20 protein-coding genes, 1 tRNA gene and 1 riboswitch are annotated in these 18,407 nt (G+C 65.0%); of the genes, 15 read left to right on the top strand and 6 right to left on the bottom strand.

The features are described 5' to 3' along the window. Positions 1-77: 77 nt before the first annotated feature. Positions 78-1,292, bottom strand: a complete 1,215-nt coding sequence (locus FJU11_RS12475; RefSeq protein ID WP_141167395.1) for an ABC transporter substrate-binding protein — start codon at positions 1,290-1,292, stop codon at positions 78-80. A 58-nt stretch (positions 1,293-1,350) separates the two neighbouring features. After that, positions 1,351-2,406, bottom strand: a complete 1,056-nt coding sequence (locus FJU11_RS12470) for an ABC transporter ATP-binding protein (RefSeq protein WP_141167394.1) — start codon at positions 2,404-2,406, stop codon at positions 1,351-1,353. Between the two features lie 109 nt (positions 2,407-2,515). Here FJU11_RS12470 and FJU11_RS12465 point away from each other — a divergent pair, with 109 nt between their 5' ends. The 6 genes from FJU11_RS12465 (at position 2,516) to FJU11_RS12440 (ending at position 7,503) form a co-directional block, all read left to right on the top strand. After that, positions 2,516-3,496: an ester cyclase gene (locus FJU11_RS12465; protein ID WP_141167393.1), complete on the top strand. Its 981-nt coding sequence runs from the start codon at positions 2,516-2,518 to the stop codon at positions 3,494-3,496. A 192-nt stretch (positions 3,497-3,688) separates the two neighbouring features. Continuing rightward, positions 3,689-4,357 carry an amino acid ABC transporter permease gene (locus tag FJU11_RS12460; RefSeq protein ID WP_141167392.1) on the top strand — a complete coding sequence of 223 codons (669 nt, stop codon included), beginning with the start codon at positions 3,689-3,691 and terminating at the stop codon, positions 4,355-4,357. Then, on the top strand, positions 4,357-5,028 hold the full coding sequence (locus tag FJU11_RS12455) for an amino acid ABC transporter permease (RefSeq protein ID WP_141167391.1): 672 nt from the start codon (positions 4,357-4,359) through the stop codon (positions 5,026-5,028). The genes FJU11_RS12460 and FJU11_RS12455 overlap by 1 nt, the downstream gene beginning before the upstream one ends. A gap of 4 nt (positions 5,029-5,032) precedes the next feature. Beyond that, positions 5,033-5,767 (top strand): amino acid ABC transporter ATP-binding protein, encoded by a 735-nt coding sequence (locus tag FJU11_RS12450; protein ID WP_141167390.1) that lies wholly within the window; start codon positions 5,033-5,035, stop codon positions 5,765-5,767. A 6-nt stretch (positions 5,768-5,773) separates the two neighbouring features. Further along, positions 5,774-6,709 (top strand): isoaspartyl peptidase/L-asparaginase, encoded by a 936-nt coding sequence (locus FJU11_RS12445; protein ID WP_141167389.1) that lies wholly within the window; start codon positions 5,774-5,776, stop codon positions 6,707-6,709. 2 nt (positions 6,710-6,711) lie between these two features. After that, complete coding sequence (locus FJU11_RS12440) at positions 6,712-7,503, top strand: transporter substrate-binding domain-containing protein (protein WP_141167388.1); 792 nt, start codon at positions 6,712-6,714, stop codon at positions 7,501-7,503. 34 nt (positions 7,504-7,537) lie between these two features. On the opposite strand, the gene FJU11_RS12435 is transcribed toward FJU11_RS12440, so the two are convergent. Continuing rightward, a complete protein-coding gene (locus FJU11_RS12435) occupies positions 7,538-8,536 on the bottom strand; it encodes a LacI family DNA-binding transcriptional regulator (RefSeq protein WP_141167387.1) in 999 nt (332 codons plus the stop codon). A 137-nt stretch (positions 8,537-8,673) separates the two neighbouring features. On the opposite strand from FJU11_RS12435, the gene FJU11_RS12430 reads away from it, so the two are divergent. Beyond that, positions 8,674-9,582: an ROK family protein gene (locus FJU11_RS12430; RefSeq protein ID WP_141167386.1), complete on the top strand. Its 909-nt coding sequence runs from the start codon at positions 8,674-8,676 to the stop codon at positions 9,580-9,582. Further along, positions 9,522-10,313: a copper homeostasis protein CutC gene (locus tag FJU11_RS12425; protein WP_141167385.1), complete on the top strand. Its 792-nt coding sequence runs from the start codon at positions 9,522-9,524 to the stop codon at positions 10,311-10,313. The genes FJU11_RS12430 and FJU11_RS12425 overlap by 61 nt, the downstream gene beginning before the upstream one ends. Positions 10,314-10,417: 104 nt before the next feature. On the opposite strand, the gene FJU11_RS12420 is transcribed toward FJU11_RS12425, so the two are convergent. Both FJU11_RS12420 and FJU11_RS12415 read right to left on the bottom strand, forming a co-directional pair. Further along, positions 10,418-10,494: transfer RNA gene (locus FJU11_RS12420), tRNA-Met, on the bottom strand. A 134-nt stretch (positions 10,495-10,628) separates the two neighbouring features. After that, positions 10,629-11,174, bottom strand: coding sequence for a GNAT family N-acetyltransferase (locus FJU11_RS12415; RefSeq protein WP_141167384.1), 546 nt, complete (start codon positions 11,172-11,174; stop codon positions 10,629-10,631). Between the two features lie 138 nt (positions 11,175-11,312). Between FJU11_RS12415 and FJU11_RS12410 the strand changes: the two genes are divergently transcribed. Next, positions 11,313-11,906, top strand: a complete 594-nt coding sequence (locus tag FJU11_RS12410; protein ID WP_235891013.1) for an MOSC domain-containing protein — start codon at positions 11,313-11,315, stop codon at positions 11,904-11,906. A 31-nt stretch (positions 11,907-11,937) separates the two neighbouring features. Here the strand turns inward: FJU11_RS12410 and FJU11_RS12405 are convergent, their stop codons facing one another. After that, on the bottom strand, positions 11,938-12,483 hold the full coding sequence (locus tag FJU11_RS12405; protein ID WP_181408172.1) for a PilZ domain-containing protein: 546 nt from the start codon (positions 12,481-12,483) through the stop codon (positions 11,938-11,940). 228 nt (positions 12,484-12,711) lie between these two features. On the opposite strand from FJU11_RS12405, the gene FJU11_RS12400 reads away from it, so the two are divergent. The 6 genes from FJU11_RS12400 to cobW all read left to right on the top strand — a co-directional run bounded on the left by FJU11_RS12400 (position 12,712) and on the right by cobW (position 18,278). Further along, positions 12,712-13,728: an ArsR/SmtB family transcription factor gene (locus FJU11_RS12400; RefSeq protein WP_141167381.1), complete on the top strand. Its 1,017-nt coding sequence runs from the start codon at positions 12,712-12,714 to the stop codon at positions 13,726-13,728. A gap of 4 nt (positions 13,729-13,732) precedes the next feature. After that, a complete protein-coding gene (metF, locus tag FJU11_RS12395; protein ID WP_141167380.1) occupies positions 13,733-14,644 on the top strand; it encodes a methylenetetrahydrofolate reductase [NAD(P)H] in 912 nt (303 codons plus the stop codon). Positions 14,645-15,213: 569 nt separating this feature from the next. Further along, a riboswitch (cobalamin riboswitch) is annotated at positions 15,214-15,585 on the top strand. 48 nt (positions 15,586-15,633) lie between these two features. Next, positions 15,634-15,813, top strand: coding sequence for a CbtB domain-containing protein (locus FJU11_RS12390; RefSeq protein ID WP_141167379.1), 180 nt, complete (start codon positions 15,634-15,636; stop codon positions 15,811-15,813). A 119-nt stretch (positions 15,814-15,932) separates the two neighbouring features. Continuing rightward, on the top strand, positions 15,933-16,676 hold the full coding sequence (locus FJU11_RS12385; protein WP_141167378.1) for a CbtA family protein: 744 nt from the start codon (positions 15,933-15,935) through the stop codon (positions 16,674-16,676). Further along, a complete protein-coding gene (gene cobU, locus FJU11_RS12380; RefSeq protein WP_141167377.1) occupies positions 16,673-17,194 on the top strand; it encodes a bifunctional adenosylcobinamide kinase/adenosylcobinamide-phosphate guanylyltransferase in 522 nt (173 codons plus the stop codon). Before FJU11_RS12385 ends, cobU begins: the two co-directional genes overlap by 4 nt. A 7-nt stretch (positions 17,195-17,201) precedes the next feature. Next, entirely contained in the window at positions 17,202-18,278 is a 1,077-nt protein-coding gene (gene cobW / locus FJU11_RS12375; protein ID WP_141167376.1) for a cobalamin biosynthesis protein CobW, read from the top strand. Positions 18,279-18,407: the final 129 nt, after the last annotated feature.

Here is an 18,407-nt window from a genome sequence, read left to right as displayed (position 1 = left end):
GCGTGGCTCTCCGATCATCCTGCAAGCAAGCGAAGGGGCCCGGACACCGATGCCGGCGTCCGGGCGGTCCGATCGTCCTACTGGAGCAGACCCTTTTCCTTGGCGCCGGTGCGGTAGTCGTCCTCGATCGAGGCGAGCGTGGCCTCGGCCGACTTCTTGCCGGTCATGAAGTCCGGGACACCGTTGCCGATCGCCGTCTGCATCACGCCCATCGCCGTCGAGGCGGGGTAGGGGGGTGCGCCCGCATCAGCCGAAGCCGCGACGCCTTCTGCAAGCGGTCCGGGCTCGTACCCCTTGATCAGCCAGATCACGTCCTCGCTGTTGGCCTTCGCCATCTCGGTGTCGATGCCTTCCATGGCGACACGGAACGCGGCATCGGCCTGCTCGTCGGTGATGTTCTTGGCGATCGTGATGCCATCCCACCAGACGGCGGTCGCCGGCTTGCCGCCCGGATAGGCGGAGGGTGCGGCCGCCATGCCGATTTTGCCGACGACTTGCGATTCCTGCTTGTTTTCCATGGCGCCGGCACGCGAGGCCCACAGATTGGACATCGCGATCTTGCCTTCCTGGAGCTGACGCTGGACGTAGGTGGAGTCCGCCGTCAGGTATTCGGGGTCCATGTACTGCGAGAGCGCCTTCATCATCTTCAGCGTCTTGACGCCCGCCTCGGACTTGATCGCGGGCTCGTTGTGGTCGCCGAACAGCTTGCCGTCGAAGCCGAGGTAGAGGTTCACGAACTCGTTGGCGATGTTCCAGCCGCTCTGATAGGTGGCGCCGAGCGGGTACTGGACGAGACCGGACTTCTGGATCTTCTTCGCCGCGTCGAGAACCTCGTCGTAGTTCTTCGGTACCGCGATATTCAGCTTCTCGAAGATGTCCTTGCGGTACATCAGGTTTTCGAGGTTGACGTCCATGGCGATGGCCATGGTCTTGCCGTTGATCTTGATGAGCTGGTTCGACTGCAACTGGCCGCCGTACTTCTTGATCAGCGCGTCGAGCGGACGGATGGTGCCGTCGTTGAGAAGCGGAACGAGCGTTTCGTTGGCAACGCCGGCAATCTGGTAAAGGGCGGGGTTCGCGGCGAGCGCGGCCGGCTCCTTTTCCTGGAAGTTCTGGTCCATGTCCGACTGGACGTTGCCGCATTCCTGCATGGCGGACGTCACCGATTTCCAGGCCTGGAAGCCGGCCGAGATCGTCTTCAGCGGCACGGTGTTCTTGAAGGCGCATGCCGCGTGCGCCGGCAGGGCCGTGGCGGCGGACAGGAGTAAGGCTGCTGTGATGCTCTTCATCATTTCGAGTTCCCTTCTTGAAGGTCGTTCACGAACCGAATGGACGGCTTGCCCGCGTGCCTCAAAGCCGCGCGCCGGTCTTCTTGTCGAAGCGGTGGCAGATGCCGGATGGAATGCGCACGCGCAGCGGGTCGCCGATGCGTGCCTCGAAGCTCTTCGCCGCCTTGATGGAACACAGTTCCCCGCCGACGCGCATCGTGACCATGGTCGCGTCGCCCTGCAGCTCGACGCTGTAGATCGCCGCTTCGAGTTCCGCCGGCTCTTCACCGTCCGCGACGAAGGCATCCTCCGCGCGAAAGCCGAGCACGACGTCCCCGTCACGGCCGTCGTCGGGAAGGCCGGAGACACGCATATCGCCCGCCTTGAAGACGCCGCCGGCAAGGCTGCCCTCGATGAGGTTCATCGCCGGCGAGCCGATGAAACCGGCGACGAACGTGTTCGACGGGCGGTCGTAGATCTCCATCGGCGTGCCGATCTGCTGTACGACGCCGCGGTTCATGACAACGACGCGGTCGGCGAGCGTCATCGCCTCGATCTGGTCGTGCGTGACGTAGACGGTGGTGACGCTGAGCTCATGCTGCAGGTTCTTGATCTGCGCGCGGGTGGAGACCCGAAGCTTCGCGTCGAGATTGGAAAGCGGTTCGTCCATCAGGAAGACGTTCGGCTCGCGCACGATGGCACGCGCGAGGGCCACGCGCTGGCGCTGGCCGCCGGAAAGCTCGCGCGGGCGGCGTTCGAGCAGATCCTGCAACTCGACGAGTTCGGCGGCCTTCAGTACCCGCTCGCGATGCGTCGACGCGTCGATCTTGCGGACCTTGAGGGGGAAGCGGATGTTCTCGTAGACGTTCAGGTTCGGATAGAGCCCGTAGTTCTGGAACACCATTGCGACGTCGCGATCCTTGGGCTCCAGCGCGTTGACCTTGCGCCCGTCGATCCGGATCTCGCCACCCGACACATCGGAGAGACCGGCGATCATGCGCATCGTCGTCGTCTTGCCGCAACCGGACGGGCCGAGGAGCACGAGAAACTCGTGATCGGCGATCGTCAGGCTGAGGTCGTCGACCGCGGTGAACCCGCCCCAGTGCTTCGTTACGTTACGCAGCTGAACCTCTGCCAAACGCTGTCGTTCCCGTTTTTGAATTCGTTTGCAAAAAGACTAGACACGGCCGGCTCGCTTTGGCAACCCTATTTTGCAAACGATTTCAAAAACCGTTCGGAGCACTGGAATGGCGGACTTTCGCGGCGAAACACGGACTATCCTGGAAGGCTTGGTCGCATCGCCCGAGACGGCGCTTCGCGACCTTGCCGAAAAGCATCTGGCGGCCGATTGCGTCTTCGACGTCGCGTTTCCCATCAATCGCGTCGAGGGCCGCGAGGCCGTGCTCGAACGTGTCGTCCTGCCGCTTCGCCGCGCGCTGCGCCACACGCGCCGGCGCGATGAGATCTTCATCGGCGCGCGCAACCGTCGCGCCGAGCACGGCCAGTGGGTCGCATCCATCACCCACTACCTCGGAAATTTCGAAGAGGCGCTTTGCGGCATCAGGCCGAGCGGGCGGCTGGCTTTCCTGCGTTCGGGCGAATTCTACCGGGTGGAAGAGGGCAAGATCGTCGAGGCGAAGATCATCTTCGATTTCATCGACCTGATGCGCCAGGCCGGATGCTTTCCCCTGCCTGACGAACTGGGAACGGAAATGCTGTTCCCCGGCCCGGCGACGCATGACGGCGTCCTTCCGGCAAACCGCGAGAGCGGCGAGGGGAGCCTCGACGTCGTCGAAGGCATGCTTGGCGATCTCCACGCGTTCGATCCGGCGACTTTTTCCTCCGACAGGCAGACCGGTGACGAAGGATACTGGCATGAAGACATGCTGTGGTTCGGGCCGGGCGGGATCGGTTCGAACTACCGGTGGGACGGGTTCGTGAAGGACCATCGCGAGCCCTTCCTGAAGGCGTTTCCCGACCGCGAGGGCGGCAACCATTACTGCCGGATCGGCGACGGCGACTACGCGGCGGTTTCCGGATGGCCCTCGATGACCATGACGCACAGGGGCGACTACCTAGGCGTTCCGGCGACGAACAAGGCGCTGAGCCTTCGCGTGATGGACTTTTACCGCTGCGCTCAAGGCAAGGTCATGGAGAACTGGGTCCTGCTCGACTATCTGGACCTGTTCGACCAGATGGGCGTCGACCTTCTGGCCCGCGCGAACTGAACGACCCGGCAACCGTTCGCGGCAACGTCCGGCCAACGGGCCGCCGGTGTCGCGCCGGTTCGCCGGTGCACGACGTGCCGCGAGGGGATATCCGGCCTGCGCGAGCACATGCGTGCCGGTCGCTCGATAGCCTTGACAACCGCGCGCGATGCGGTCGAAACTGAAATCGGTTTCACTCGAACGGTTGCCGGTTTGAACCTCATCGTTTCCGATCTGGCGCCCCACATCGCCTTGCTGGCGCAGGGAGCGCTTCTTACGGTCGAAGTCTGCGTGCTGGCGCTTGCCGGCGCCGTCGTCGTCGGCGCGGCCATCGCCATGATGCGCGCTTCGGGCTCGCGGCTCTTGCGCGGCATTGCCACCGTCTATGTCGACATCTTCCGCAACATTCCGTTCCTCGTTCAGCTCTTCTTCTTCTATTACGGGCTGCCCGAACTCGGCATTTACGTGGATGCGTTCGCCACCGGCGTTCTGGCGCTTTCGATCGCGGGCGGGGCCTTCGCTTCCGACGTCATCCGCTCCGGCATCCTGGCCATCGATCCGGGGATCGTCGAGGCGGCTCAGGTCTATGGGCTTTCGCGGCGGACGACGTTCCTGAAGATCGTCATGCCGATCGCGCTTCGTCTTTCCGTGCGACCGCTCGGTTCGGTGCTGATCAACCTCATCCTGACGTCGTCGATCCTGTCCACGATCACGCTCAACGAATTGACCGGCAGCGCCAAGATCGTCGCGTCGCAGACCTTTCGTCCGTTCGAGGTCTACGCCGTGCTTCTCCTGGCCTATGCGAGCCTCACCTATCTGCTCTCGATCGCCATCGCCCGCTTCCACCGCCGCCTGAACCGCGGCGTGCTGGAGGCCGTGTGATGCGCTACGCCGATTTCGGACCGCACGACATCGTCCTGCTTCTGAACGGACTTGGCGTTTCGTTGACGCTCTTCCTCACGACATCGCTCGTCGGCGTGGTCCTCGGTGCGCTGCTTGCCGTCGTCCGTTACTACCGCGTGCTGGTGGCGCGCGAGCTCGTTACCTTCGTCACGGAAATGCTGAAGAACTCGCCGGTGCTCGTTCAGCTCTTCCTCGTCTTCTTCGGCATTCCGGCGCTCTTCAAAATCGACGTCACGCCGTTCGAGGCGGCCTTCTTCACGCTGGCTCTGAATACGGCGGCTTTCGTCTACGTCATCGTCGTGTCGGCGGTCGAATCGATCGATCGCGAGCAGATCGAGGCGGGTCGCGTCTTCGGCCTCACGCGCTGGCAGGTCCTTCGTCACGTCATCGCGCCGCAAGCCGTCGCCTTCGCGACCGGGCCGCTGACGGCGCTGCTCGTCAACCAGCTTCAGGTGACCTCGCTCATCTCGGTGATCGGCGTGGTCGACCTGACGAAGGTCGGCGACATCCTCAACATGCGCACGCTGAAGCCGTTCATCGTGTGGACGGTCGTTGGCGTGCTCTACTATCTCGCCGCGAAGATTATCGCGCTTGCCGGCGGCTTCGTCGAGCGGCGGCTGACGGCCCATAGTGCATGGAAGGGGCTGTGAAGCCATGATCCGCATCGAGAACCTTAAGAAGGCGTTCGGCAAAGTCACCGTGCTCGACGGGATCGACCTTTCGATCGAACCCGGCGAGGTGGTCTCGATCCTGGGCTCGAGCGGTTCCGGCAAGTCGACGCTGATCCGCTGCATCAACGGGCTCGAAAGGATCGACGCCGGACGGATCACGGTTGACGACTTCGACGTGTCGAACCCGAAGGAACTCGCCGAGGCGCGCAAGCGCTCCGGTACGGTCTTCCAGCTCTTCAACCTCTATCCGCATCTGAGCGCGTTGCGAAACGTGACGCTGGCACCGGTCGAGGTCCTCAAGCGAAACGCGGCGGAGGCCGAGAAGGAGGGGCGGGCGCTGCTTGAGTCCGTCGGGCTCGGCGACCGCGCGGACGCCTATCCCGCCCAGCTTTCCGGCGGCCAGCGCCAGCGCGTCGGCATCTGTCGGGCGCTCGCGATGAAGCCGCGCTACCTGCTGCTCGACGAGGTGACGAGCGCGCTCGATCCGGAGATGACGGCCGAAGTGCTCGAAATCCTTGCCGACCTGACCGGCAGGGGAACGACGATGATCTTCGTCACGCACGAGGTGGCGTTCGCCCGTTCGATATCCGACCGCATCGTCTTCCTCGATCAGGGCAGGCTTCTCGTGGACCTGCCGTGCGAGACGTTCTTCGCCGAAGACGGTGGCATGGCGAATGCGCGCGTCGCACAATTCCTCTCGAAGATGCGCAAGGACTGAACGCCGATGATCCTGCTTGCCAATTCCGAAGCCTGGCCCGGCATTTCCGAGAGCGCCGACCTCCTGAAGTCGCGTAGCGCGGGCCTCGACGCCATCCTCGCCGGGATCGCCCATGTCGAGCGCGAGACGAAGGTGCGCAGCGTCGGCTATGGCGGCTGGCCGAACATGCTCGGCCGCATGGAGTTCGATGCCGGCGTGATGGACGGTGCGACCCGCGGCGTCGGTTCGGTCGGCGCGGTGCCGGAAACCGTGCCGGTCGCCGCACTCGCGCGCGCGGTCATGGAGCGGCTGCCGCACGTGACGCTGACGGGCGAGGGTGCGCGACGCTTCGCCGACGAGATCGGCCTGCCGCGCGAGGAAGCCCTTCTCGAAGACAGCCGCCGCGTCTGGCGCGAACGGCTGGAAAAGGAACTCTCCCGGGAAGAACTGGCCGCGTTCCCCGATATCCCGCTCGCGCCGCTCAGCCGCACGATCACCGATCCCGAGCGCGTGCGCGACACGACGGTCTTTCTCTGCCGTGACGCGAAGGACCAGATGGCGGCCGCGACCTCGACCTCGGGCTGGGCGTGGAAATATCCAGGCCGCCTCGGCGACTCGCCGATCGCCGGCGCCGGCTTTTACGCCGACAGCCGATACGGTGCGGCCGCCTGCACCCATACCGGCGAGATGACGATCCGCTGCGCCACGTCGCGCACGGTCGTGCTGGCCATTAAGCTCGGCTTCACGCTCGTCGACGCCGTCGACCTTGCCGTCGAAGAGCTGGCGGAACTCGATACCGGCTTTCTCGGTCCCGTCGTCATCCATGCCATCGATGCCGGCGGCAATCACGAGGTTACGAGTTTCCGCTGCCAGGACGCGATCACGTACTGGCTGTGGAAAGAGGGCATGGCGGAACCGGAACTTCGCACCGCCCGACCTGCCCATACCCAGAGGGAGAACTGATAATGAAGCGAATTCTTGCTGCTCTCGGTGCGCTCGCGATCCTTGCGTCCGCACCGATCCCCGCCATGGCGGGAATGCTGGACGACATCCGCTCGCGTGGTGAGATCCGTATCGGCGTATCACTCGGCGGCGAGCCGATCGGCTTCCGCGACGACCAGAACAATCCGGTCGGCTACGACGTCGACGTCGCCAAACGGCTCGCCGAGGCGATCGGCGTGAAGCCGGTCTTCACCGACGTCTCGGGCGACGCGCGCATTTCCATGCTCGTCTCCGGCCAGCTCGACGTCGTGGTCGCCAATACGACGGCGACGCTCGAAAGGGCGAAGTCGATCGATTTCACCATTCCCTACAATCGCGCTGGTCTGCGGCTGATTGCCTGGAAGGATTCCGGCATCAATTCGCTCAAGGATCTCGCCGGCAAGAAGGTCGTCGTCGGCCGTGGGACGACCGGCGCGACGTTCCTTGAAGAAAAGGCTCCGAACGCCCAGCGCGTCTACGTCGACAATTTCTCGCCGAACGGCGTGCTCCAGCTTCGCCAGAAGCGCGTCGACGCGGCGATCGAGGACTCCTCACTCGTCGACTACCTCGCCAGCAAGAACGACAAGCTCAAGACGCTCGACGGTCTCTATTCGAACGAGCCGATCAGCATGGGCGTGCAGAAGGGCCATCTCGAGTTCGTGCGCTGGCTCGACCTCTTCATCTCGGACTACATCGAGTCCGGCGCCTACGAGGCGAACTACAAGAAGTGGTGGGGCAAGGACGCGAACCCGCCGAAGCTGCTGCCGATGTGGTGAGTGCGCCGGCGGTGCCGCTCTCGCGCGGCGCCGCCTATCCCGTCAGCCGCGGGAAGAAGCGGGTCGGCAGCACGACCGGACCGCCGGACGGTTCGAAGCGTGTCGGTGTCTCGAGAAAACGCAGCATCTGCGCCACGTAGTCGGCCTTGTCGTAGCCGATGCTGGAGATCGGGTAGGCGTCGAAATTCGTCATCGACAGGTTGTCGAACCCGAAGAGCCGGAAGCGCGTCGGTCGGTTCTGTGGAAAGTCGGCGCGCCTGGCGTCGAGCACGCCCATCGCCATGGCGTCGGACGTGCAGAAGATCGCGTCCGGCAGGCCGGCCTCGGCGATCTCGCCGGCTGCAAGGTAGCCGCTCTCGTAAGAGTAATCACCCTGGACGAGCTTGACGAGCGCAATGCCGGTTTCGGCGAAGGCGGCGCGATAGGCTTCCGCCCGCACGCGCTCGACGAGCGAGGAGGGGCGGCCGGTCACGAGAGCGGCGGTCTTTACCCCGTTTTCGGCCGCGTGGGAAACGGCTTCGGCAATGCCTTCGTCGCCGCCGAGCACTGCCGGCGACTTCGCGTCGTGGAGCCCGTTCAGCATGACGACGAGATCGCTGCGGAACATGCGGCGCACCGTCGCGGCATCGGCGAAATCGGAAAAGACGAGGGCGGCGTCCACATGGTAGGACACGCCTTCGCGCAACAGGTCGGCGACCCCCGTCACCGATCCGACGCGCACCAGGATGACCTGCTTGCCGTGGCGCTGAATTGCCTCGATCAGGAGGTCGAAGATGTCGAGGTCGGAAAGATCGTGGATATGGTTGACGACCACAGCGACAAGGTCGAGCCGCTTCGTCGTCAGGCTGCGGGCAAGCGGGTTCGGATGATAGTTGAGTTCGTCGGCCGCCTTGAGCACGCGGGCGCGTTTTTCGGCCGAAACGGGTCGCGGTGCGGCCGAGAGCGCGCGCGAGGCGATCGCACGGGATACGCCGGCACGTGCGGCGACCTCCGCGATCGTCGGCGGCTTGCCCTCGTTCGTCGGTTCGGACACGGTTTCGTCCTTTCGGGGCGGGAGCCCGGCGCACGCGGCGCGCTCCCGTCATCGTGTTGCGGACCGGTCTGTAGCAACCCCGCCGGTCGGCGTCATCATGTGCGAACACGCGGATCGTCCGCGAGGGAAGATTTAGCATGACGGTGTGCTTCGACATCGGCGGCTCGGCGATCAAGGCAGCCCTGGCACGCTCGCCGAACGACCTTCGCGATCTCGGGTCCCGCGTGACGCCGACGGACGATTTCGAGGCGTTCTGCCGGGCGATCGACGAACTCGCGGCGTCCGGGGGTGCGCCAACGCAGCCGCTGTCGATCGCGATCGCCGGCGTCGTCGATCCGTCGAGCGGACGCATCACCTGCGCCAACGTTCCCTGCGCCAACGGACGGCGTCTGGCCGAAGATCTTTCGGCTGCGCTCGCCCGTCCGGTCCACGTGACGAACGACGCCGACTGCTTCGCGCTGGCGGAAGCCGGCGCCGGGGCGGGGCGGGGCCACCGGGTCGTCTTCGGCGTCATACTGGGAACGGGCGTCGGCGGCGGCCTCGTCGTCTCGGGCCGGCTCGTCGAGGGGGCGGGCGGCTTTGCCGGCGAATGGGGCCACGCGCCGATCCTCGCGAAGCAGGCAGGCGACCCACCGGTCGACATTCCCTGGTTTGCCTGCGGGTGCGGGCAGCGCGGCTGCATCGACACCATCGGCGGCGCCCGCGGCCTCGAACGCCTGCACACGCATCTGACCGGCGAGACATGGACGAGCATCGACATCATGGATGCATGGCGCGTGCGCGACCCCCGGGTCGCGCAAACGCTGGCATGTTACGTCGAACTCGTCGCGCAGCCGCTTGCCTTCTGCGTAAACGTGGTCGGTGCCGACATCGTCCCGGTAGGCGGTGGGCTCGGCCGGGAAACCGCCTTGCTCGAAGCACTCGACGAAAGCGTGCGTGCGCGCATCCTGCGGCGCTCGGACGAGCCGCTCGTCGTTCCCGCTCGATGCACCGGCAATGGCGGCCTGGTCGGGGCTGCGCTCGCCGCGCAAGCGGGTCGGATGTGAGGACGCGCGTTCTCGAAATCTGTGTCGACACGGCCGAAAGCCTCACCGCCGCGATCGCCGGCGGTGCCGACCGCATCGAGCTGTGTTCGGCGCTCGCCCTCGGTGGCCTGACTCCGCAGCGTAGCCTGATGCGGCTGGCCGCCAGCGCACCGATCCCCGTCAACGCGATGATCCGTCCGCGAGCGGGCGACTTCGTCTTCGAACGGGGCGATTTCGACTTGATGCGCGGCGATATCGACGACACGGCCGAAGCGGGCCTCGCCGGCGTCGTTCTCGGCGCAAGCCTTCCGGACGATCGGCTCGACGCGGCGAGCCTGCGCGCCCTCCGTGCCCATGCCGCCGATCTCGGCCTGTCGACGACGCTTCACCGCGCCTTCGATCTTGCCCCGGACCTGAACGGGGCGCTCGAATGCGCGATCGATCTCGGCTTCGAGCGCATCCTGACCTCCGGCGGCGCACCGCGCGCCACGGAAGGCCTCGACCGACTGGAAGGCCTCGAGCGAACGGCCCGCGGACGCATCGTCCTCATGCCCGGTGCCGGCATCCGTCCCGACACGCTTCCCGCAATCGTTCGGCGCCTGCCCATCGAAGAACTGCACGCATCCGCCTCGGAAGCGGCTCCCAAGGTCTCGGCACGCGCCAGGGCCTTCGGCTTCGCGCCGGAAACATCCCGCCGGACCTCGACCCAAATCGTCGCCGAACTCAAGGAAGCGTGGCGCAAAGCCGAATGATATCCGCTTTCCGGCGCCTATGGCCGCCCATCGGCGTCGTGAACACATATCCGGGCCGAAAACGTTTCGGCTTTCGCAAGACGGATCGGATCGAGAAGGGCGGATGGTAGCGGAGGAGAGATTCGAACTCCCGACACAAGGATTATGATTCCTCTGCTCTAACCGACTGAGCTACTCCGCCATCGCGCCGGGCCGGAAATCATCGGGCCTCGCGGCGACGGCGCGATATAAGGGGGCGGCTTTGCCGGTGTCAACCGGCATTCCGGCGATGTTTTGCCGTTCGGTTTGGTAGGCCGATCAGGGCGAAGACGCGCATCATCGGGTTGATGCGATCGATCGGCCGGCCCGTTCGGCTTCCCATTCGTCGCGCAGCATCGCCATGTGCGCCGTGTCCCAACGTTCCGAACCGAACCGGGCGGAGGAGCGATGGACGCCTTCGCGAACGAAGCCGAGGCGTTCATAGGTGCGGATCGCCGGTTCGTTGAACGTATAGACGTTGAGTTCCAGGCGTGCGAACGGGGCGCTGTCCATCGTCGCGTCGACGACGTCGCGAAGAAACGGCAGCGCCAGGCCCTGACCGCGACATGCGGGATCGACGCCGATCAGCGCCATGCGTGCGATCGCCTGATCCCAGTTCAGAAAGGTCGTCGCGGTCGCCGCCGCGTGGCCGTTCGCGTCTTCCCCGATCCACATGCGCTTTGCGGGGCGTTCGCCGCCGGTCTCGGCGAAGAATCCGGCGATCTCGACCGTATCGAGCGGAAAGCGGCGTGCCGGGCTTCCCCAGGTCGCGACTTCGCGTGCGGTCTTGAACCAGCCGACGACAGTATCGGCATCGCTCAGACGGAAGGGGCGCACGATCATCGGACTGAAACCTCGAGGTTTGAATGGCCGACGCCGTTTATCCGACGTCCATTGCCGCCGCAACCGTGCGGGCTGGTCACGTGCGGCTGCTTGCGCGATACTCCCCGAAGTCGAACAAGGGTCGTCGTGATGGTCGAAATGCCTGATTCGCTTATCGAGATCGTGCCCGGACGGAAGCTCGAAGGCCGCGTCGCGGCGACCTACGCCGCGCGAGGAAGCGATTTCGTCAGCGCGTCCGTCGATGCGCTCGATCTGACCTTCGAAGGTATCGTCGGCGACGTGCATGCCGGAACGACGCGCCGGTCCGGCGGGCGCGAGCCGTGGTATCCGCGCGGCACGCCCATGCGCAACGAACGCCAGCTTTCCCTTGTCGCCGCCGACGAACTGGCCGCAGCCGCGAGCGCGATGGAGATCGCACATATCGAGCCCGAATGGATCGGTGCGAACCTGTTGATCGAGGGGGTGGAACGTTTTTCCATGCTGCCGGCCGGCACGCTGCTTTTCTTCGAAGGGGGCGCGACCGTGAAGATCGACAGCCAGAACGGGCCGTGCCGGATCGCCGGCAACGCGATCGCGCGTCATTATCCCGATCGGCCCCAGCAGGATCTGGCGCTCGCCTTTCCGAAGGCGGCCGAACGCCGGCGCGGTCTCGTCGCATGGGTCGAAAAGCCCGGACGCGTGGTGGCAGGCGAAACGGTGAAGCTGCGGCTTCCCGAACAGTGGATTTATTGAGGACCGGAATATCGTTCGGTGCGCGGACGACCTAGATCTCGCTCGCTCGCGCATCGAAAAGGCGGTCGGCACGGTCGGTCGTCCTGGCGTAAAGGGTCCGGCTGCCGGTCTGCGTGTGCTTGACGCATGAATCGCCGGCGTATCGCAGCAGGTTTGCATAATCGCTGTGCGCGAGCGGATCGAGCAGTGCCATGGGAAAGCGGACCGCGCTTAGGGCGTCGATCAGCACGGTCGGCTGATCCTTGACGAAGCGTAGCCGCATCACGTCGTAGCGTATTCCCAGGCTGGCACACGGAATGAGAACTTCGAACTTTCCGAGCGCAATATAAAAATGCTGGGGAATCGCCGGCAAATCGTTCGAGATGATCGCGGCGCCTCCCTCCGAAAGATTGACCACACTCGCTCGTACCGCCTTCATCTTCTTGACGCCTTGGGACGTGAAGACGATGCGGACGGCGAAATTGGTCTGCCGCCGGGGCCATTGTCGCCTTTCGTCGGCCAGGCGCGTCAGGTAGTTCGGGTGTTTCTGCGATTGAGGCATTCTTGTCCTCCTTTTGGCGCGAGCATCACCGGGCACTCTTGCCCAACCGTTAATTCACGAACCGCAATTGAACCGAACCTGAAATAGCCGGACCATCGTGCCTGCAACATTCGATCTTGCAGTTCGCCACCGTTTTACGAGCGACATCCGGCGTCGCAGAATGCCGCTGCACGATCGTCGCGCGCCGGTCGGCAGACCGAAGCGACGCCTTGCGCAGGCCTCGCAAATGATATAAACATATCTTTATATCATTTGGAGGGCGTAGTGCTGGACCCGGTCCGTCTCGATCTCGATACCCTGGTGGATGTGCTGAAAGCGGCCGGCGAGCCCACGCGTATGCGTCTCGTTGCCCTTCTGGCCGATGGCGACCTGACGGTTACCGACCTGACCGCGATTCTCGGTCAGTCGCAGCCGCGGATCTCGCGTCATCTGAAACTGCTGATGGAAGCAGGGCTCATCGAGCGTTATCAGGAAGGCGCCTGGGCCTATTTCCGCCTGACGGGCGAGGGCGGCGAATCCGCCTTGGTGCGCACCCTCATCGCGGCGAGCGATACGCAGGATGCGGTGCTCGCGCGCGACGCGGAGCGACTTTCCGGCGTCAAGCGCGCCCGTGCGGAACGGGCGCAGGCCTATTTCGCCCGCAACGCCGAAAGCTGGGACGAACTGCGCAGCCTCCACGTGCCCGAAGAGCGCGTCGAGGCGAAGCTCGTGGAACTCGTCGGTTCGAAGCCGATCGATTCGATGCTCGATCTCGGTACCGGCACGGGCCGGATCCTGCAACTCTTCCAGGGCATCTACCGCCGTGGCTACGGCGTCGACGCGAGCCGCAACATGCTTTCCGTCGCAAGGGCCAATCTCGACGAGGCGCGCATCATGCACGCCTCCGTGCGCCATGGGGACCTTTTCAACCCGCCGCTGGAACGCAACCGCTACGATCTCGTGACCGTGCATCAGGTGTTGCATTTCGTGCAGGATGCCGGTTCGGCGATCGCCGAGGCCGCGCGCATGCTCGCGCCGGCGGGCCGCCTTGCCATCGTTGATTTCGCCCCGCACGATCTCGAATATCTGCGTTCCGATCATGCGCATCAGCGCCTCGGCTTTTCCCATGAAACCGTGTCGGACTGGCTGGAAGAGGCCGATCTCGAAGTCGAGTCCGTCATCGACCTGCCGCCGGACACCGCGTCCGAAAGGTCGCTCACCGTCACCATCTGGCTTGCGCGCGATCGCAGGCTGCTCGTCGCCGAGGGCGACGACTCCGCAACGCAAAGAGGAGCCGCCTGACCTCATGTCGATCCTTCGCCGATCCAACGCATCGCTGAACGCGAACCGCATCAACGTCTCCTTCGAGTTCTTTCCGCCGAAGAACGGCGACATGGAGACGACTCTCTTCGAGAGCGTGACCCGTCTGGCCCCGTACCATCCCGACTTCGTCTCCGTGACCTACGGCGCGGGCGGCTCCACGCGCGGCCCGACGCTCAATACCGTGCGCCGCATCCATGCCGAGACCGACCTTGCCGCAGCTGCGCACCTGACCTGCGTCGGTTCCACGCGCGAGGAAGTGGATGCCGTCGTGCGCGAGTTCGCCGATGTCGGCGTGAAGCATTTCGTGGCCCTGCGCGGCGATCCGCAAGGGGGCATCGGCACCAAGTACGCGCCGCATCCGGGCGGCTATGCCAACGGTGCGGAGCTTGCCGCCGGCATCCGCGCGATCGACGAGGATTTCGAGGTTTCGGTCTCTGCCTACCCGGAAAAGCACCCGGAAAGTCCCGATTTCGCGACGGATATCGATCTCCTTAAGCGCAAGATGGATGCCGGTGCGACGAGGGCGATCACCCAGTTCTTCTTCGACAACGACGCCTATGAGCGCTACGTCGAGCGTGCCCGACGCGCGGGCATCTATATCCCGATCGTGCCGGGCATCCTGCCGATCCACAATTTCGGACAGGTCGCGAAGTTCGCGAACATGTGCGGGGCCGATATTCCGGACTGGCTTGGAGAGCGCTTCGACGGGCTGGAAAACGACCCCGAGACGCGTGCGCTGGTCGCCACGACGATCGCCGCCGACCAGGTCATGGATCTCGTCGAGCGCGGCGTGCACGACTTCCACTTCTATACGATGAACCGCGCGAAGCTCGTCTACGCCATCTGCCATATGCTGGGACTGCGCGGCGAGAACCGCGAGGAGGCGGCCGCCTGAGGATCGCTTCCGGCAAGGCGACGACAAGCCGCCGCGCCTTTGCAAGCGCGGCGGCTTTCGATTTCGTGCATGCTCGCAGGTGATGGAGCGTGCGGTGACAAAGCCATTCGACTGTTAAGATATTTTAGTGCCGGACGCTGACGGGGCTCAGACGAAAAGCATGACCCCGACGAAGGCGAACGCAGCACAGACCATGAGGACATTGAACGAACGTGCGAGTTCCATGTCAGTCATCCTTGTGCCAGAGAAGCCGATCGAAAGACGACCAGCTGTCCGGACGGACCGCGCAAACCGCGCCAGACACGGAAAATAACTCCACTTCGGCGTCTGTGAAGAAGAAATCGTCGCTGCGCTGCGGTACGTTCATCGATTGTTAAGAGTTTAATGATCGGCAAGCCGTTGTTCAGGCACGACAATGCGTGCGTTCGAGAGCACGTGAAATAATTTGCTCGTTCGAAGCCTTGAGATCCGCTTCGGATGACATGTATCCCGTTTTTCGTCCCGTCCCGTAACGCCGTGCTCCGATGGCGGACCGATGGGAAGCGATTGACACCCCCGCGCACCGCACGTAACACTCGACCCCGGATGGTTCCCGGACCGGTAGTTCCGGTCGGGGATGAAAAGGGAATGCGACGGGTGGACCCAAGCAGGGCGCCTTTATCGCAGCCGACCCCGCGACTGTAGAGTGGCGAGGGTTTCCATCCGGTGCCGGATAAGCGATTTCCGTGGCCGGCCGGCGTTGTGCCGGGTGGGCGGAAGCGGTCGAAGGCATCGGAAAAGCCACTGGCGTGGCGGCATGAGCAACCAGGGCGGACGCCTCTAGCGTCTACGAATCGTCCCCCTTCATCGCCGCGAACCATGCCGGGAAGGCGAGGGAACCCGTGCGCGAGAAATCGCGCGGACCCGCGAGCCAGGAGACCTGCCGTCCGAAGGGCGATCCCGCCCGCGCTTGGGGAGGCTTTCCCCGCCGGCCATTCACGGAGGTTGTCATGGCTCACCGGACGCTAACGTCGTCTTTCCCGCTCACGCTCAGCGATCGGCTCGTCGCTGGTCTCGCTGCCCTGCTCGTCGGCAGCTTCCTGATCTACGGCGCCGGCCTGTCGCATGCGCAGACGCTGCACGACACCGCGCACGACACGCGCCATTCCTACGGCTTTCCCTGCCACTAGCCGTCTCTGCTGAAAGCTGAAAACGGCTTTCACGAGACCGGTGAACGGTTGCGACCGAACGTGCACGTCATGTGCATCGGTCCGACCTCGGCTAAGCAATTGGAAAAGGTGTCGAGCGCATGATCGCACGCATGCTGTTGGCCGTAATCGCGGCCGGCCTGATCGCGGGCGTCCTGATGACGGGCGTCCAGCAGGCAAGACTCGTTCCGCTGATCGAACACGCGGAAATCTACGAAAACGGCGGCCATGATGCCGCTTCCATGCAAACGCCCGGCGGTCTGCACCTCGTCACGCCCGCCTACGCCCATTCCGGCGAGGCGCACGGCCATGACGGGAGCAACACGAGGCTCTTCGGCGTCGACCGCTACGCCGGCTCGATCATGGCGAACCTCGTCGTTGGCGCCGGCTACGCGCTGCTTCTGGCCGCCGTCGTTCTCCTGACCGGCAACACGATCACCGCACGCACCGGAGTGTTGTGGGGGGCGGGCGCATGGCTCGCCGTCCACCTCCTGCCGGCTTTCGGCCTGCCGCCGGAACTGCCCGCCATGCCCGCCGCCGACCTGACGGCTCGCCAGATCTGGTGGCTTTCCACCGTCGCGGCGTCTGGCGCCGGGATCTACCTCATGGCCATGCGGCCGGAGGGGTGGGCGAAGGCGCTCGGCGTCGTTCTCGTCGCTGCACCGCAGATCGTCGGCGCGCCACAGCCGCCGACCCATGAAAGCCCGGTGCCGGCCGGCCTCGCCGCCGCCTTCGCGGCCTCGGCGCTGGCGACGACGCTCTTCTTCTGGCTGGTGCTCGGCGGGCTGATGGGCCTCTTCACCGAACGCTTCGCCACCGAAGAGGCGTCGGCGAGGGCGTCGTGACGGCGCGAACCGGAACGCACCTCGTCCTCGGCGGCGCGCGTTCCGGCAAGTCGGCCTTCGCCGAACGATGCGTCGCGGAAACGGGGCTCGCTCCCCTCTACATCGCCACCGCCCAGGCGCTCGACGACGAGATGACGGAGCGCATCGCCACCCATCGTGCGCGTCGCGGACCGGCATGGACCACCATCGAGGCACCGGCGGATCTTGCCGGTACGCTCTCGGCGGAGGCCGGCGAGAGGCGCATCCTCCTCGTCGACTGCCTGACGCTGTGGCTGACGAACCGCATGATCGCCGAGGCGGACATGGATGCCGAAATCGATGCGCTGGTCGCCGCCGTTGCCGCGTTGAACGGCCCGGCGATCCTCGTCGCCAACGAGGTCGGCCTCGGCATCGTGCCGGACAACGCCATGGCGCGGCGCTTTCGCGACCACGCCGGCCGGCTGAACCAGGCGATCGCCGCACGTGCCGACACCGTCACCTTCATCGCGGCCGGCCTGCCACTCACGCTCAAGGGATGATCCAGCCATGAATACGCCGACCACCGCGAAGATCCCCGCCACCGTCATCACCGGCTTCCTCGGCTCCGGCAAGACGACCATGATCCGCCACATGCTAGGCCATGCCGGCGGCCGGCGGATCGCGCTTATCGTCAACGAGTTCGGCGACCTCGGCGTCGACGGCGAGGTGCTCGCCGGCTGCGGCGACGAAACCTGCACGCAGGACGACATCGTCGAACTGACGAATGGCTGCATTTGCTGCACCGTCGCCGACGACTTCATTCCCGCCATGGAAAAGCTCTTGCAGCGCGAGAACCGGCCGGACCACATCGTCATCGAGACTTCCGGCCTCGCCTTGCCGCAGCCGCTCGTCGCCGCCTTCAACTGGCCGGGCATCAAGACGCAGGTCACCGTCGACGGCGTGGTGACGGTCGTCGACAGCGCGGCGGTCGCCGCCGGCCGCTTTGCCGACGATCCGTCGAAGGTCGACGCGCAGCGCGAGGTCGACCCGTCGCTCGATCACGAAAGCCCGCTCGAAGAACTGTTCGAGGACCAGCTCACCGCCGCGGATCTGATCGTCCTCAACAAGGCCGATCTTCTGGACTCCGACGGCCTTTCTGCCGTTCGTGCCGAGATCGAGGGCAAGACCCGCCGCACGCCGACACTGATCGAAGCCCACAATGGCCGTGTGCCGGCCGATGTGCTGCTCGGTCTCGGCGTCGGCACGGAAGCCGACATCGAAAACCGCAAGTCGCATCACGAACTCGAACACGAAGACGGCGCCGAGCACGACCACGACGAGTTCGCGAGCTTCGTCGTCGAACTCGGTCCGGTCGCTTCACCGGCCGCCTTCGCCGAGCGCCTGCAGGGCGTGATCGACGCGCACGACATCCTCCGGCTCAAAGGCTTCGTCGACGTTCCCGGAAAGCCGATGCGCCTCGTCGTGCAGGCCGTCGGCAGCCGCATCGACCATTATTTTGACCGTCCATGGACACCGGCCGAAACGCGCGCGACGCGACTGGTGGTCATCGGGCTTTCGGAGATGGACGAACAGGCTGTGCGGGATGCGATCGCCGGTGCGCTGGAGGAGGCCGAAGCGGCGTAGGTAAGCTGTTTCAACCGTCATGCTCGGGCTCGACCCGAGCATCTAACCCACCATCCGCGCGACGTGCGTGGTTGGATCCTAGGGTCAAGCCCTAGGATGACGCAGAGGGGGGCGGGATGACGCCGGATA

Origin of the sequence: Pararhizobium mangrovi, from assembly GCF_006516965.1 — a bacterium.
In the GTDB taxonomy this organism is placed as follows: Bacteria; Pseudomonadota; Alphaproteobacteria; order Rhizobiales; family Rhizobiaceae; genus Pararhizobium_B; species Pararhizobium_B mangrovi.
This window is presented reverse-complemented; position numbering and strand designations above follow the sequence as displayed.